Origin of the sequence: Eubacterium xylanophilum ATCC 35991 (assembly GCF_000518685.1) — a bacterium.
Lineage (GTDB): Bacteria > Bacillota > Clostridia > Lachnospirales > Lachnospiraceae > Eubacterium_F > Eubacterium_F xylanophilum.
The window spans coordinates 18828-34338 of sequence record NZ_JAEB01000001.1; the positions used below are offsets into that span (position 1 = coordinate 18828).

The 15511-nt window shown below is 41.9% G+C and carries 17 protein-coding genes; 10 read left to right on the forward strand and 7 right to left on the reverse strand.

Translation table 11 applies throughout. From position 1 onward, the window contains the following. Positions 1–93: 93 nt before the first annotated feature. The 3 genes from L877_RS0100100 to L877_RS0100110 are packed head-to-tail and all read right to left on the reverse strand — an operon-like array spanning position 94 to position 2617. Positions 94–1158, reverse strand: coding sequence for an undecaprenyldiphospho-muramoylpentapeptide beta-N-acetylglucosaminyltransferase (locus L877_RS0100100; protein ID WP_026834345.1), 1065 nt, complete (start codon positions 1156–1158; stop codon positions 94–96). Between the two features lie 36 nt (positions 1159–1194). Beyond that, on the reverse strand, positions 1195–1599 hold the full coding sequence (locus L877_RS0100105) for an HIT family protein (protein ID WP_026834346.1): 405 nt from the start codon (positions 1597–1599) through the stop codon (positions 1195–1197). 10 nt (positions 1600–1609) lie between these two features. Beyond that, positions 1610–2617 (reverse strand): SCP2 sterol-binding domain-containing protein, encoded by a 1008-nt coding sequence (locus L877_RS0100110; RefSeq protein ID WP_026834347.1) that lies wholly within the window; start codon positions 2615–2617, stop codon positions 1610–1612. Positions 2618–2814: 197 nt separating this feature from the next. Between L877_RS0100110 and L877_RS0100115 the strand changes: the two genes are divergently transcribed. Next, positions 2815–3024, forward strand: a complete 210-nt coding sequence (locus tag L877_RS0100115; protein ID WP_034784700.1) for a DUF1858 domain-containing protein — start codon at positions 2815–2817, stop codon at positions 3022–3024. 568 nt (positions 3025–3592) lie between these two features. Here the strand turns inward: L877_RS0100115 and L877_RS13220 are convergent. Then, positions 3593–4402 carry an adaptor protein MecA gene (locus tag L877_RS13220; RefSeq protein ID WP_026834349.1) on the reverse strand — a complete coding sequence of 270 codons (810 nt, stop codon included), beginning with the start codon at positions 4400–4402 and terminating at the stop codon, positions 3593–3595. Positions 4403–4631: 229 nt separating this feature from the next. Between L877_RS13220 and L877_RS0100125 the strand changes: the two genes are divergently transcribed. The 3 genes from L877_RS0100125 to coaBC are packed head-to-tail and all read left to right on the forward strand — an operon-like array spanning position 4632 to position 6721. Further along, complete coding sequence (locus L877_RS0100125) at positions 4632–5087, forward strand: Lrp/AsnC family transcriptional regulator (protein ID WP_026834350.1); 456 nt, start codon at positions 4632–4634, stop codon at positions 5085–5087. Positions 5088–5112: 25 nt separating this feature from the next. Further along, the gene (panD, locus tag L877_RS0100130) at positions 5113–5496 is read left to right on the forward strand and encodes an aspartate 1-decarboxylase (protein ID WP_026834351.1); all 384 of its coding nucleotides are present in this window, start codon (positions 5113–5115) and stop codon (positions 5494–5496) included. Positions 5497–5521: 25 nt separating this feature from the next. Then, entirely contained in the window at positions 5522–6721 is a 1200-nt protein-coding gene (coaBC, locus tag L877_RS0100135) for a bifunctional phosphopantothenoylcysteine decarboxylase/phosphopantothenate--cysteine ligase CoaBC (RefSeq protein WP_026834352.1), read from the forward strand. Between the two features lie 135 nt (positions 6722–6856). Here coaBC and L877_RS0100140 read toward each other — a convergent pair whose 3' ends face one another. Next, positions 6857–7099, reverse strand: coding sequence for a Veg family protein (locus L877_RS0100140; RefSeq protein WP_026834353.1), 243 nt, complete (start codon positions 7097–7099; stop codon positions 6857–6859). 280 nt (positions 7100–7379) lie between these two features. Further along, the gene (locus L877_RS0100145) at positions 7380–7994 is read right to left on the reverse strand and encodes an Ig-like domain-containing protein (RefSeq protein WP_026834354.1); all 615 of its coding nucleotides are present in this window, start codon (positions 7992–7994) and stop codon (positions 7380–7382) included. Between the two features lie 185 nt (positions 7995–8179). On the opposite strand from L877_RS0100145, the gene L877_RS0100150 reads away from it, so the two are divergent. From L877_RS0100150 to L877_RS0100160, 3 genes are read left to right on the forward strand one after another with little or no spacing between them, the layout of a single operon-like run. After that, positions 8180–8875 (forward strand): response regulator transcription factor, encoded by a 696-nt coding sequence (locus tag L877_RS0100150; protein WP_026834355.1) that lies wholly within the window; start codon positions 8180–8182, stop codon positions 8873–8875. A 6-nt stretch (positions 8876–8881) separates the two neighbouring features. Then, positions 8882–10339, forward strand: coding sequence for a sensor histidine kinase (locus L877_RS0100155; protein WP_026834356.1), 1458 nt, complete (start codon positions 8882–8884; stop codon positions 10337–10339). A gap of 7 nt (positions 10340–10346) precedes the next feature. Continuing rightward, a complete protein-coding gene (locus L877_RS0100160) occupies positions 10347–12221 on the forward strand; it encodes an O-antigen ligase family protein (protein WP_026834357.1) in 1875 nt (624 codons plus the stop codon). On the opposite strand, the gene L877_RS14015 is transcribed toward L877_RS0100160, so the two are convergent. Continuing rightward, positions 12159–12671 carry a hypothetical protein gene (locus tag L877_RS14015; RefSeq protein ID WP_156922942.1) on the reverse strand — a complete coding sequence of 171 codons (513 nt, stop codon included), beginning with the start codon at positions 12669–12671 and terminating at the stop codon, positions 12159–12161. The genes L877_RS0100160 and L877_RS14015 overlap by 63 nt on opposite strands. 226 nt (positions 12672–12897) lie before the next feature. On the opposite strand from L877_RS14015, the gene L877_RS11565 reads away from it, so the two are divergent. Genes L877_RS11565 through L877_RS0100180 form a run of 3 tightly spaced genes read left to right on the forward strand, consistent with a single transcriptional unit; the run spans position 12898 to position 15502 of the window. After that, complete coding sequence (locus L877_RS11565) at positions 12898–14484, forward strand: VanW family protein (RefSeq protein WP_051437581.1); 1587 nt, start codon at positions 12898–12900, stop codon at positions 14482–14484. 1 nt (position 14485) lies between these two features. Then, the gene (locus tag L877_RS0100175) at positions 14486–14989 is read left to right on the forward strand and encodes a hypothetical protein (RefSeq protein WP_026834358.1); all 504 of its coding nucleotides are present in this window, start codon (positions 14486–14488) and stop codon (positions 14987–14989) included. 24 nt (positions 14990–15013) lie between these two features. Further along, the gene (locus L877_RS0100180; protein ID WP_026834359.1) at positions 15014–15502 is read left to right on the forward strand and encodes an Lrp/AsnC family transcriptional regulator; all 489 of its coding nucleotides are present in this window, start codon (positions 15014–15016) and stop codon (positions 15500–15502) included. Positions 15503–15511: the final 9 nt, after the last annotated feature.

Consider the following 15511-nt stretch of genomic DNA (forward strand, 5'->3'; position numbering starts at 1 on the left):
GAGTGATTATCGGAGAGTGCGATAATTTTTTAAAGAAGATTAAAAAAACTACCAAAGAGATTTGGTAGTTTTTTTTCACCCATGGTGGGAGTTTTAATAAACAGAATCAATAATGTCAGCGATTTTGGTTACAGCATCCAATTGATTGCTGTCTTCCATTGTCTTGATATATTGATCTTTGTTTGTAAATACTTCTTCGATTGCTGCGAGGAGAGATGCACTGGTGAGTTCTTCTTCCCTTACAACTTTGCTGAAGCCCTGTTTCTCAAAAGATTCCGCATTGAGAATCTGGTCGCCACGGCTTGACTTAAGCGGAAGTGGGATGAGAACGTTTGGCTTGTGAAGTGCCAAAAGTTCACAGATTGCATTGGCTCCGGCTCTGGAGACAACGATATCTGCAGCTTTCAAAAGGTCGCAGAGTTCCTTCTGAATGTACTCAAACTGTCGATATCCCTTTGTGCCCTCTAGCTCTGTGTCGAGTTTCTCTTTTCCGCAAAGATGGATTATCTGGTATTTTTCCAAAAGTTTATCCAGTGAATTTCTGATGGCATTATTTACACTGACGGAGCCAAGACTTCCTCCAATTACGAGGAGAACCGGTTTGTCATCTGTGAAACCGCAGAATTCCAGTCCCTTAGACTTGTCGCCCTCAAATAGCTCTTTTCGAATAGGTGAGCCTGTGAGGTGAGCCTTGCTCTCCGGCAAATGCTGAATAGTTTCAGGGAAATTGGCGCAAATTGCTGTGGCAGATGGAATGCAAATCTTGTTTGCAAGTCCGGGTGAGATATCTGACTCATGGAGAACACAAGGAACCTTGTATTTCTTGGCTGCCAAACAAACTGGAACTGTGACGAATCCGCCCTTTGAGAATATAACGGCTGGGTTGATCTCCTTAATTATCTTTTTGGCTTCGCTGTAGCCTTTTAGTACTCTTCCTGTATCGGTAAAATTCTTGACATCGAAGTATCGGCGGAGTTTTCCCGATGAAATGCCGAAGTACTCAACATCAGGGATTTCGTTGATGAGCTTTCGTTCGATGCCCTCCTTGGATCCGATGTAGTAAATCTTATATCCCCTTCTTTTTAGTTCCGGGATTAATGCTATATTTGGGGTGACATGACCGGCAGTGCCACCACCGGTTAAAATTATCTTTTTCATTGACATGAGCTCCTATCTTTAAGAATATTTTCTATATTAGAGATTTGCCTTGATTTCATTGGCAACTTTTTCCATGTCAGGCATCTCGCCTGGAGTCCACTTGATGTTGATTGTGTCTCCGTTAAATCTTGGGATAACATGAACATGGAGATGAAAAACAGTCTGCCCTGCAGCTTCTCCATTGTTTTGGAGAATGTTGATTCCGTCGCAGTTATATGTCTTTTTTAGTGCAGCAGCGATTTTCTTGGCAACCGGCATAATCTTGCCTGCAATCTCGTCATCTAGTTCAAAGATGTTGGCTGCATGCTTTTTTGGCAATATGATAACGTGGCCGGTTGATGCCGGGCTTACGTCAAGGATTGCTCTAAAGTCATCATCTTCATATACGCTTGTTGAAGGGATCTCGCCCTTGAGAATTTTACAAAATATACAATTATCCATATTTTACCTCCTAGTATGCTTTATGTGTCCCACCTCGGAACACTGTATCGAATTTTCTAAGTACATTGAAGTCACCTTGAGCAGATAATTTTCCACTCATAAATGCGTTCTGGAAAGGCATGTCTCCAGCGAGAATGCTCTTAAATACTCTGCTGTTTACCCTTGCAGTCACATCCGGATTAGTTGCTTTGTCGAAAAAGCAGTTTAGATTGGTATTGTCAACTTCTATGGTCAAGCTCTTGCCCTCATCGGCTATGTCGATTTGGAAGACTGCCTTGAGGTCGTACATAGGAACGAAAATCTCCTCTAGGTCATCGATATAAGTTCTCGTGTCCCCTTCATCGTCAGTTTCAATCTTGCCCTTGTAGAAACTTGCCAAGTCTTCTATGTCTTTTTTCTGAGTTTTGACATAGCTGTCATTGGAAACATAAGCAGATAACTGTTCGCTTTCCTGAGGAGTTAAGGACAGTGTGCTGCTGCGAAGAAGTGTTTTCTTAATGCTAGAGCTGCTGTTAGGAAATGCAACCATCTTTTGTGAGATGGATCGGTAAAAATCTTCAGCACATTTTTCTATCATAAGTGCGTACTCAGGTGAGCTCACGAAATCTACGTGGTTTTCAACGTAGGCGCTGATTCCTCGGCTAGGAATACCACCGAGCATCTGCCATGCTTTTATGAGAGTTTGTTCTGCTTCCAGCTCTCCATAGGATGTCGCTGTGACTATCGGCATCATGTGCATGCGACTTATGCACTCCTTGTCGCCGTAGAGCCAGCAAGCGTCTAAAAACTGAAGGAGATTTCCGCCGATTCCAAGCCATTCCACAGAAGCTGCGAGAATGACCCCGTCTGCGTCCTTCAACGTTTTGGGCAGCATGGAGATGCTGCTTTTTTCCTCATACAAATTATATCTCTCAACCTTAACCCGAAGCTCTTCGAGAACTTCTGTGATTTTGTCGATTACAAAAATAGTCGTGTCGTCGATAAGTCCACGTCCACCATAATAAATATTTATCTTCATATTTCGGTGTGGCACCCGATGAGTGCGGGGCCTGCCTCCTTTCACACAGAATAATTGTATCACATTGTGGAGCTAATATCAATGATTGCAATGTCACTATTGACATTTTTCAGAAATACATATATAATCGTACATATCACAAGTTCGAAACCGTATTCGAGGTGGGAGCTTGGAAGATCGAAAGGAGGAAATATCTAATGATAACAAAGGATATGATTATTGGTGACGTTTTGAAGATTGACCCTACTATTGCAGCGGTACTTATGGCATCAGGTATGCATTGTGTTGGTTGTCCGGCTTCTCAGGGAGAGAGCTTGGAGGAAGCGGCCATGGTTCATGGAATTGATTGTGATGAGATGATTTCTAACATTAATGATTACATTGAGAAGAAGTCAGCTGAGGCATAATAGATAATTATAAAAATAAAGCCATGTAAGCAAAAGCGGTTACTTACATGGCTTTTTTACTTTTAACTCTGAAATATGTTCTGTGGACTAATTCTTCTATAATTATTATGCAATCTGGATCCACGTTAAGAGCGAAGCTAACATTTTGTGATTGACAAAAGGACGTACACGTCTGTGATGTAAAACCTCGTCTCACACAAGATGCGATAATCGTTAGTTATTGTCAATATAAAGCCTGACAAGGGCCAGTTTTATTCACGGACATGCGATAAAACTTCTTAAATCTCGAAAAATGAAATCTGCAAGAATTAACATTTTCATTAGAATAGAAATGTATAACTTCTGCTCCCCCGGCTTGAACTCAACCAAACCTATATATACGCTACCCTCCTTTTCTCAACTATAGCATCTATAATGTTATTATACCACTAATAACGGGAGGTATCAAGTGTTGTATATGCGTAAAACAGGGCGTTTGCGCGGGTTTCAGGTTGTTTGTACCATCGGAATATTTTACATTAAAAAAACGGATCCTGGTTGAACCAAGATCCGTGGTATGTTCAGTGTATCATAACATAGATAGATATTGAATTGCATTGTCCTTTATGAGCAACGTGAAGTGCTCGTTGAGATACTCCTCGGTGGCATAAGTCTGATTTTCGCGAGTGGCAAATTCTGCTACCACATTGGCAACTTCAACCAAAGGAGTCTTGCATTCATTGTGCTTTGAAGACATGAGGATGAAAAATATTCCGGCATCCTCGTCTTTCCACAAGCTGTTTTGCCCGTCGTAGATATACTTGACGGCGTTGGCAGCTTTGATGGAGTTGTTGAGCGACTTGAATGAGAAGAGATAGCTTGTGGCAGATTTGCGTTTGATTCTTCGGTTGCCATATGAGCGAGCTTCGCCCGTTGCCATCAACTCGTGTAGAGGGACGAATTCGCTGTCATCGCCCACCTTGGCCGGAAGATTCTTGTTTGAATCTTCTGGTGAGTTGCTTTCTTCGAGATCTTGCAAACTGGTACCATCTTCTTCAACCATCTCGTCAATTGTATCTTCATCAGTTGATTCGTTGACATAATCTGAGGCTATCTTCTGAAGGTTAGAGAACTTCTCTTCGAACTCCTCCTCATCATCAACTCTTGTGACCAAAAGGATTATAGAATCAGGGGATGTGGGAATTGCCTCTATAACAAGGGGAATATCCCCCACTTCAAATCCCAAATCCAGATTTGCCTTTTCCATTAGTTCTCTAAAAAACTCCTTTGCTTTTTCAGAACCATATGCCAACTCACCTATCTGTAACTCTCTCTCCTGGAGATCGTGACTGCTCAAAATACATCTTATCTGATTATCGCTTATTCTTTCTATTTTCATTGAATCACTTCCCTTTTCTCAAGCTTGATCGTATTCTAATCTCTGATCAAGAATTCTGCAAATGCTAAGTCGCCACTTTGTGGTTGTAGCGTTAGTATAAAATAATTATACCACATTGTCAAGGGAAAAGGCTAGACGAATCCAAAAAAAAATGATATACTTAAGTTTGTTGCATATAAATGATGCCAAAATGGTATGTTGCATATAGATACGGAGATGATGATTCCATATGAAAAATGATCAGCTTGACGCTATAGATAAAAAGATATTACAGATGTTGCAGGTCGATGCCAGAACTCCTGTTAAGGATATTGCGCAAGAAGTTTTTCTTACTGCGCCTGCGGTTTCTGCCAGAATCAATCACTTGATAGAAGAGGGATATATTACTGGATTTCATGCGACACTAAATCCGCAGTTGCTTGGATATCACATAAAGTCCTTTATCAATCTTGAAGTGGATCCCAAAGATAAAAAGGATTTCTATGCATTTATAAACGAGAGGGTCAATGTTGTGGAGTGCAATTGTGTAACTGGGGATTATTCCATGTTGTTGGAGGTAATGTTTAAAAGCACTAATGATTTGGATCAATTTATCGGAGAATTGCAAAGTTACGGTAGGACCAAGACACTTATAGTATTCTCGACACTAATAGAGCATCGCGAGATTATCGTCAATGAAGAATGATAAATTGTGAAGTTTGGAGGATGTTATGATTGTAACAATGTTAAAAGGTAAGATTCACCGCGCCACAGTAGTTCAGGCTGAGTTAAATTATGTCGGAAGTATTACTGTGGATCCGGAACTCATGGAAGCTGCGGGAATTCTTGAGTACGAGAAGGTACAGATTGTTGATGTGGAAAATGGCAACAGATTCGAGACTTATACTATAGAGGGCGAGAGAGGCTCCGGGATGATTTGTCTCAACGGTGCTGCGGCTAGACAAGTGCAAGTTGGGGATCATATTATTTTAATGGCATATTGTCAGATGACAGCTGAGGAAGCGGCGGATCATGCTCCAAAAGTTGTCTTTGTAGATGATGATAACAAGATAGTCAGAGCAACAAACTATGAAAAGCACGGAGAAATCAGATAGGATTCCAATATCTGGAGGGTAAGATATGCTTGAAGGCGTTAACGTTTTGCTGGGAATTACCGGCAGTATTGCGGCGTACAAGATGGCAGGAGTTGCCAGTGCGCTCAAGAAGATGAATTGCAATGTGGATGTTATCATGACAAAAAATGCAACGGAGTTTATCACTCCCATGACATTTGAGACACTGACTCATAACAGATGCGTTGTGGATACTTTCGATAGAAACTATAAGTTCGACGTTGAGCACATATCCCTTGCAAAGAAAGCGGATGTGGTTCTCGTTGCGCCTGCATCGGCCAATATAATAGGAAAGATGGCCTGTGGAATTGCGGATGACATGTTGTCAACTACCTTAATGGCATGTAAGGGGAAGATTTTAGTGGCACCTGCGATGAATACTGCCATGTATGAGAATCCGATTGTCCAGGAAAATATTCAGCGGTTGAAGAACCATGGAATAGAGATTATAGAGCCGGCTACCGGACTTCTTGCCTGCGAGGATGTGGGCAAAGGAAAACTCCCGGATGAGGAAGAGCTGATTGACCATATTATCAGTGCTTCGGTTTCCGAGAAAGACCTGCTTGGGAAGAGAGTTCTTGTTACAGCTGGAGGAACGAGAGAACCTGTAGATCCTGTAAGGGTAATTACCAATCATTCCACTGGGAAGATGGGATATGCAATTGCCAAAGTGGCGAGAGACAGAGGTGCGGAGGTGACCCTCGTGAGTGCACCGACAAATCTGAGGTGTCCGACGGGAGTTAAGAGAGTTGACGTTGTTACAGCGGAAGATATGTTTGACAGAGTAACTGAGATTTCGGACGATATGGATATAATTGTGAAAGCTGCAGCGGTGGCTGATTATACACCGAAATCAACTTCAGATCACAAGATAAAGAAGTCAGATGGTGAGATGAGCATCGAATTGATGCGAACTAAAGACATCTTAAAGTATTTGGGTGAGAATAAAAAGCCTGGGCAGATTTTGTGTGGATTTTCCATGGAGACGGAGAATCTCATAGAGAACTCCCAGAAAAAATTGGTTGGAAAGAATGTCGACTTGGTTGTGGCGAACAACCTTAATGTCAAGGGAGCCGGATTCGCCGGCGATACCAATGTGGTGACAATTGTGAAGAAAGATGGGATTGTAGAACTTCCATGTATGTCCAAGCGAGAGGTTGCCTCTAAAATATTCGATGTAATCAATGAGCTTAAAAAAGATAATTAAATATGATTTTGTAGAAGTTTGTTAATATTTCTCTTTAAAATTAAAAGGATAAAAGCTGCCACGTATGTGACAGCTTTTATCTTCATGAGAAAAGTAAAATATAGTAGTTGTGTTATAAACTTATAACCTAATTAATTAAGCTTTTGCCAGAGTCATCTTAACGTCCTCTGTCAAAAGATCTGTGTAACTGTAAGACACTATATGGTTCTTATCGGAATTGTCGTCAACCTTTACCAAAAAGATACTTGGATAAGTGTCTGTTATTACACCTTCAGTGACATCGACCTTGTGTCGACCTAAGTTACACCTTACAATAACTTTACTTCCAATGTGCTTTGAAATAGTAGAGCGAACTTGTCCTACATTTGTCTTAAGCATAATTGATCCGACCTTTCTCCTATCGCGTAAGATAGGTTTGATGCGCTTCTTACCTTACTTAATATAACCACGATATGTAGAAATACAATGTTAGTATACCACAGAATATTGTGCTTGTCAAATCAAAAAGCGCAAAAAATGGTGTAAATGGTCCGAAAAAGTTGTTCTACAATTGGAGAAAAAGTATGTACAACTTAAGAAAACAAGCACCTTAGACGAACCAAGGTGCTTTTAGTATTAGGAAAAAATTATTTAGGTGGAATAACCATTTTTACATTTTTTAATCTTCTTGGGACCGGACTTCCAAATTAAATCTTATGATCTTTTTCGCGTGGAGCAGTGTCGCCATAATGGTGACTTCCCCTGCATTTAGGCAGGTTATGACCCCCTTTGAATTGATTGTAGCAATATCTGAGTCAGAGCTACCATAGAGAGGCACCTCGTCTGAGATACTTGGCTTAACAATTGTAACTAATTTATATACATCCCCAACATTTAGTGTGTCGGGTGTTTCCGCAAATTTGAGGCTTATGGCCGTAGGCGTTACATTAACTCTGACTTTCAATCGCTTGATAGTCACTTTTCTTCGATTCTTGATTTTTACTTTAATTGTTGCTGATCCAACGCCATTAGCGCTGATATATGCTTTCTTTGTGTTCTTGGCAACTTTGGTGATCGCGACGACATCAGAGTTGGATGTAGAAAAATACGCTTTTTCTTTTTTGGAAAGATTGTAGACGCGAATTTTATAGTCATCGGTTTTGACAAGCTTAAGCTTGGTGACATTGAGCTTTGGAGCTCGACGTCTGGCCGAGACTTGTTTTGACGGAATCCAACACGTTGAGAAGCATAGAACTAGGATCAGGAACGCACTGATAATGCGAGAACATTTCATAATGATCCAACCTTCCGTATATCTATTGATTTTTTTGTTTGTATTATAGTCTACCAACTTGCTGTGGCATAAAAATGTCAAATTGATAAATATTTTCGACTGTGATATAATTTTGACATAATGAAGCGCGATAATACATATGGAAAGCTTTGCGCAAAACACGATTTTGTTTAGGAGGAAGAAAGATGCAGCATATTTTAATTGCAGACGATAATAAAGATATTTGTGAAGTATTGGGAAATTATGTGGTTCAGGAAGGCTATGAGCCCATAATGGTAAATGATGGCATAGAGGCCATCAACATGTTTAAAAAGTGTAATCCTGCGGTCGTTCTCTTGGATATTATGATGCCGGGGCTTGATGGCTATGGGGTTTGCAAGAAGATAAGAGAAGTTTCAGATGTGCCAATCATCCTGATAACTGCCAAGGGTGAAGACTATGAGCGCGTGATGGGGCTTGATATCGGTGCGGATGATTATGTCGTCAAACCATTTAGTCCTAGTGAGGTTATGGCCAGAATACGCGCCGTGCAGAGAAGAATAGGAAGAGCAGAGGATGACAGCCAGAAAAAGAGCATGACGGTTGACAATCTTACAATCAATATTGATTCATATAATGTATTTATAGGCACGGAAAAGATTCCGCTCACCAAAAAGGAAGTTGAGACGATGTGGATTCTTGCAAGCAACCCTAGCAAGGTATTTACGAGAGATAATTTGCTGGACAGTTTGTGGGGACAGGATTACTTCGGAGATAGTAGAACTGTGGATTCTCATATCAAGAGGCTGAGGTCCAAACTTGACAAAGTTGAGCATCCAAGCTGGGAGATTAAGACTATTTGGGGGCTCGGATATAAGTTCGAGATAAATTTAGAGGAGTAGTGATTAATGAAGAAAATATTCTGGCGAGTTGCCCTTCTGTTTGTCATTACTCTGATTACATTTACGGCGGTAGCCGGCCTCATCTACACGAGATTCAATCGTCACAATATCATGAATCTGTACAAGGATGAACTGAAGAGTTTGGCCAGCACGGTGTCCGAGCATGTCTACGATGCGTCGGAGGAATCAGATAATAAGGGATTAAACTCATACCTAAGTGCGCTAGAAGACTTTGGAGAAATCCGAAATGCTGATATATGGATTGTCTCGAACCCCAATTCCAAGACACCTCTCAAGGAAGAGCTGGCAAATGTGAAGATCAGTGATGTCGAGGATGCCGGAGAGAAGACCAAGGCGCTATTGTATATGGCATTTCAGGGGAAGACCAAGAGTTATAGCAGCAGAGATCAGATATATGAACTTGACATAATGCACGTGGCGACGCCTATTTTGGCCCAGGAGGGCGAGGTTGTCGGCGCGGTTTTGGTAAATGGTCAGATGGAGTACCGCGAGAGCTCTCTCTATCAATACCAGGGGTATATGACATTCAGTATTGTCATTGCCTTTTTGATTTCGTTGATTGTGGCAACATACTTTTCCAGGAGACTTGTCAAGCCGATCATCAAGCTCAAGGAGATGGCTATCGACTTGTCTGAGGGCGATTATAAGAAAAAATCAGAGGTCAACAGAAGAGATGAGCTCGGAATGTTGGCTCAAAGCATGGATATTCTGTCTGACAGGCTTTTGGAAGCTGAGGAGTTCAGAGACAACCTGGAGAGAAACAGAAGAGACTTCTTTTCTAACGTCTCACATGAGCTGAGAACGCCTATTACTGTTGTTAAAGGGTATTCAGAGTTGTTGGCTGACGGCATTGTCAAGGATGAAGATAAGAAAATGGAGTACTACGAGAGGATTCTCCACGAGTGCACAGGTATGGAGCGCTTGGTGTCAGACCTCTTGATTCTTTCCAAGATGCAGAATCCAGACTTTGAATTGGAGAAGGAGCCGATTAATGTAATTGCTGTTATGCAGGACTCGCTGAGGGCGCTGAGAGTGATTATGGACGAGCGGAACATTTTTCCGGAGCTTACGTATAACGATGAGCGGTCGTTTGTATTTGGTGATTACGACAGAATCAGGCAGCTTTTTGTGATTATACTTGAGAATGCGGCGAAGTATGCGGATTCTGACACGAAAGTCGACATATCGATTGTGCGTCAGGACAAGAAGATAAATATTACAATAGAGGACGAGGGGATACCGATTCCGGAGAGCGAATGGGATGCGGTATTTGAAAAATTCTATAGAGCTAATAATCACGGGGACAAGGATGGATCGGGATTGGGACTCATCGTTGCCAAGAATATTGTTGAGAGACACAGTGGTAGGATTTGGGTTGATGGAGATGGTGTGAAGAAGGTAGCATTTCATATAGAATTAGACGAGACTGAGATTGAGGAGTGACATTTTGATGGATAACAGTATCAAACAGAGAATAAACTACGGAGAGGCGGTATTGCTGGCTATTGTCATTGCAATCGTCCCTCTGTTGGTGTCGGTAAAAAGGGTTAAGCTAGATCTCTCCAAGTACAATTGGTTTGGCGAGGGAGAGACGAGGCTTGACTTTTTCCTGTATTGGAAGGGGATTGCCCTTTTGATAGTAGCTACTGCGTTGGTTCTTATCGTATTTTATCGAGTGATGATGGCGATTAGGCGAGACAGGGAAAAACTCTCTTTTGCAGCGGCTACCGGATATCGCATGTTTGATCTCAAGATATTTGGGTTGATTGGAGCATATACAATTATGGTGGCATTGTCGCTGGCTCTCTCGAATCATAAGCATGAGGCCATATGGGGAGGATATGATCAATGGGAGGGATCTCTTATCATCATGACTTATATCATCATATTTGTCATAGCTGCTTTGACTGTGAATGGGGAGAGAGAACTTGGAATCATAAAACATGCCATTCTCTGGGGAGTATTTGCTCTGGCGCTGCTAAGCGCTCCTCAAGCCTTTGGTCATGATTTTTTCAGGACTGAACTTGGAAACAAGGTACTCACATTTATGAGCAATGAGGAATTAAAGATTAGTTTTAACTTTGAAAATGGTCGCGTCTACTCGACTATGTTCAATCCCAATTATGTTGGATCCTATGTGGCGCTGATGTTTCCGATTATTGCTTCATTTATTTGGTTTAAGAAAAATATTTCTGACATAGTGAAAAGCGTCATTGCCATAGTTACTTGTGTGTTGTTGATAATTATGCTCGTAGGAAGCGAGTCTCTGACAGGCATGGTTGCCCTCGGTGGAGGGGCTGTAATTGCACTGATTGTAAATCTCATCAATCCAAGGAGAAACCTCCTTAAAATCTGTGGAGGGGCGGCAGCAGTGGCGATTCTTGTGATCGGAGTTTTGGTGAGTAATAGGGAAGTATTTAATTATGGAATAAATAAGATTTTTAATTCCAGCAAGGATAATTTCTTCATATCAAAGATTGAGGATGCCGAGGATGGAATTGTTTTGACGACACAGGACGGCGAATTGATGCTGACATATAATCCGGATGAAGAGGCCGGTGTGACGTGTGATGAAGGGGACATCGTGCCGGTATATGACAAGAGTAATACTTATACTATAGAGGGATTTGAGAAGATTCAGCTGACACGCGGAACATTTCCCTTGGATAATAGAATCTATATGAAACTTGGAATTGACACTCCCGGGGATGGGCATCACTATTCAGTCGTGATGGTAGATGATCACGACTGGAGCAAAAAAGGCGATGAAAAGAATGATTTTAGTGTTGTTCACTACAGATATTGCAATGCTTTTGGAAAGCTTGATGACATCAGAGATATAAAGACGAAGGGATTTAAGAATCATATGCACTTTGCCAGCAGGCGCGGTTATATATGGTCAAGAACATTGCCGCTTCTTGGGAAACATGCATTTGTTGGATGCGGATCGGGAACATTTGTCTATGAGTTTCCCAATTATGATTATGTGGGACTTGAAAATGTGGGCTACTCGGGATCAGTGGTGACGAAGCCGCACAATATGTACTTGCAGATTTTTGTGCAAAATGGTCTGCTAGGGCTTCTCGCTTTTGTGGGATTGTTCTTGGTTTATGTTTTTACAACTGTTGGAATATATAGAAAAGGATATGGAAAGCCCGCGGTTAGGAGGATGCAATCGGGAATTCTTGTCGGAACATTTTCCTATATGTTGACGGGGCTTGCCAATGATTCAGTGATTGCAGTGGCACCGCTGTTTTGGTGCTTAGTTGGCGTCGGTGTCGGGATCAATGTCTACTGCGCATCGGTTGGGAAGGTCGAGGAGTAATTTCTCAACAGTTTCGGCTTCCTTTGGCATATCAGCAGTTCGATAAGCCTTTGCAAGATTTTTGAGAGATTTTGTAAATGAAAAAAAATTTTCATCAAAATCGCATAAGGTCTTGAAATTTCCCACGCCATATGATAACTTTAAATCTGTGTTAGTATATTTTGACAAGTCCAACATGGGTCTGTCAATAAGTTTCATTACTAGCGCTTGATAGTGATTGATATTTGCATCTTCCGTCTGCGGCAGAGGAATCTCGGAGGAGTTTACCTTGAGTAGCGGAAGATCTGATATATCCTTGGATCGGGTGTGGTTTGCCTGTTCCTCGCGGTCCCAGAATCGCTCGGTTTCTCGGCGCTCCAGCTTGTCTGACTTGGTTCGTTGATATAGAATCCAAGCACCTGCAATAGCGAAGATTATGAGAAAAATTGGGACTGGTATATTAAAAATCATTTGTGGTACATCCTTTCTGTGTGCTGCAATGGTTCGAAACATTTCACAAGCTTTATTAAAAAGGGAGGAATAACAATGTTGAACAAGAAAAAGCAGCGTTTTGTCGCAGGTATTATCTGCGGTATATTGGTGATTGCCATGCTTGCAGGTATAGTTGCATCATTTGCACCATCAATATAATATATTTTATTACAGCATAGACAATTATGCAAGGGAGGACTTTTGATTGAGGATTAGAAGATTGTTTGCGAGCCTTCTCATCTTGTTTATGTTTATGGTGATTTTGCTTTACATGTATATTTCGTACAATAGCATTAAGCCGGCGGCAGACAGGATTACCAAAGGGGTTCGAATCGAGACGATTGACGTTGGCGGGATGACCGGAAGTGAGGCATCTGCGGCGGTTCAGTCATTATTGCTTGAGAAGAAGAGCAGAGCAATAGAAGTGGATATTAATGGAAAAAGTGTGGTCTCAAACTTGGGTGAGATTGGATATGCATATTCTGTTGATAAGGCAATTGGCGAGGCGCTGAAAGTCGGAAAGCGCGGAGGAATTGCAGAGAATTATGGTGAAATCAAAAAGGCAGCAGCCGGCGAGATTTCGTATGGTTTTGAAGTTGAGTTTGACAAGGACGTGCTGACAGATTTTGTCAAGACAGAATGCAGAAAGCTCTGTACAAAGGCTAAAAATGCATCGATCAAGAGAAAAAATGGTCAGTTTGTATATACTAATTCCCGCCCGGGAGTTAAGATGGAGATGGAGTCTACTGTAGAGTTGATTGCAACCAAGGTAAATGAGGAAAAGAGCGGAGATGGCCTGATTAAGGTAGTTGTTCCGGTCGAGGTTGCAGAGCCTAAGTATTCCAAGAAGTTGGTTAAGAGGTGTAAGGACAAGATCGGATCATTTTCTACGGAATACAATCCTGGCAATGTCAATAGAAGCAAGAATCTCGCTAATGCTGCGAAGTTGATAAATGGTTCGGTCATCTATCCGGGAAAAGTATTTTCTGTATACAAGACCATAGGGCCGATTACTAAGAAAAATGGTTACTTCGAGGCTGCGTCATACAACAATGGAAAGGTTGAGGAGACAGCTGGCGGAGGAGTTTGCCAAGTGTCTACAACTCTTTACAATGCAGTCCTCAGAGCGGAGCTTGAGATTGTATCAAGAAGCCCACATTCCATGGTTGTAAGCTATGTTCAGCCATCTATGGATGCGGCTATGGCCGGGGATTACAAAGATTTTAAGTTCAAGAATAATACCGATGTGCCACTCTACATAGAGGGTTCGGTCTACAATGGCACCATATACTTCAATATCTACGGAGAAGAGACAAGACCTGAGGGAAGAACCATTCGCTTTGAGTCAAAAGTTGAACAGGAGATAGAGCCGGGAGCGGACAAGGTGACTTATGACAATACAAAGTATAAGTCCTATGTTGCCGTGACTCAGGAGGCTCACAAGGGATGCAAAGCTTCGCTGTGGAAGATTGTAACGGAAAATGGAAAAGAGAGTAAGGTGCAGGTGAATTCAAGTAATTACGCTGCATCACCTAGATATATAGTTAAGGGTACTAAGGAAGCAGTGGTTGCAACTCAGCCACCTGCCACTAAGGCGCCTGAAATAAATGATGATGAGGATGACGACGAAAATGTCGGAAAGACAAGAGTTAAGAATTCTTCAAAAGTGAGTAATGGGGCAGGAAATGCGAATAATTCAAATGCCGGAGCAGGCAATGTCGGCAATAATGCCAATGTAGACAATGCCAGAAGTGAGGCGGCAGGTCAGGGAAATGACCAAGTAGGAGAATAGCATGGATGTTTTGATGGTATCGAGCATCGGGCTTGGAGCTGTCGATGTCGATATGGCAAGTGGATTTGACGAATTCGTGGTCCAAAGGGTGTTGAAGAATAGAAAACTCGCGGAATCGTGCTTGAAAGATGTGGCTGAGAGATTGCAGTCTCAGGGGCGGAATATTTTTCTGGCAAGCGAGGATGGAATCTTGCACAATTTTTGGCAATATGCAGAAGAAGAGGATTCGGGAATATGTATCCACTTCGAAAATGTTCCGATAATGCAGGAAGTAGTAGAAATCTTAGAATCTCGCGACTTGAATCCCTATGAGATAAGCGCGAGGGGAATAGGGTTTGCGGCGGTGACCAATGGCATGCAATTTGTGGATGAATTCTTGCGAGATTATCCGCAGTACTTTGGTTTGATCGGCGTTATTGGATATTTGACTAAGGGAACAGAGAGGGTTATGTTGCAGCGAGGCGAGAAGCGATATCTCGTGCCTCCGGGCAGATCCTGGTGTTGATATACTCTCGGAAAGGAGTTTTATATGAGACAAGAAGAAATACTTAATATTATATCTACCAATTCTAAAGTATCCAGTGAAGATTTGGCGGCGATGCTTAATACAACAAAAGAGGAAATAGAAAATTATATCTCAAGGATGGAAAGTGAAGGGATTATCTGTGGTTATCCGACACTTATCAACTGGGATAATGCAGATAATGATATGGTCACTGCGCTTATCGAAGTTAAGGTGACACCGCAGCGTGGAACAGGCTTTAACAAGATTGCGGAGAGGATATACAAATTCGACGAAGTAGAGAGCGTATATCTCATGAGTGGTGGATTTGATCTGACTGTCATGATTAAGGGAAGGACCATGAAGGAAGTCGCGATGTTCGTGGCGACCAAGCTTTCCCCGATGGAGTCGATTCTCAGCACATCGACACATTTTGTTCTCAAGAAATACAAGGAATACGGCTTGTCTCTTGTAGAACAGGGAAGCGAAGATGAGAGAATGCTTATTACCCCTTAATGATTGTTG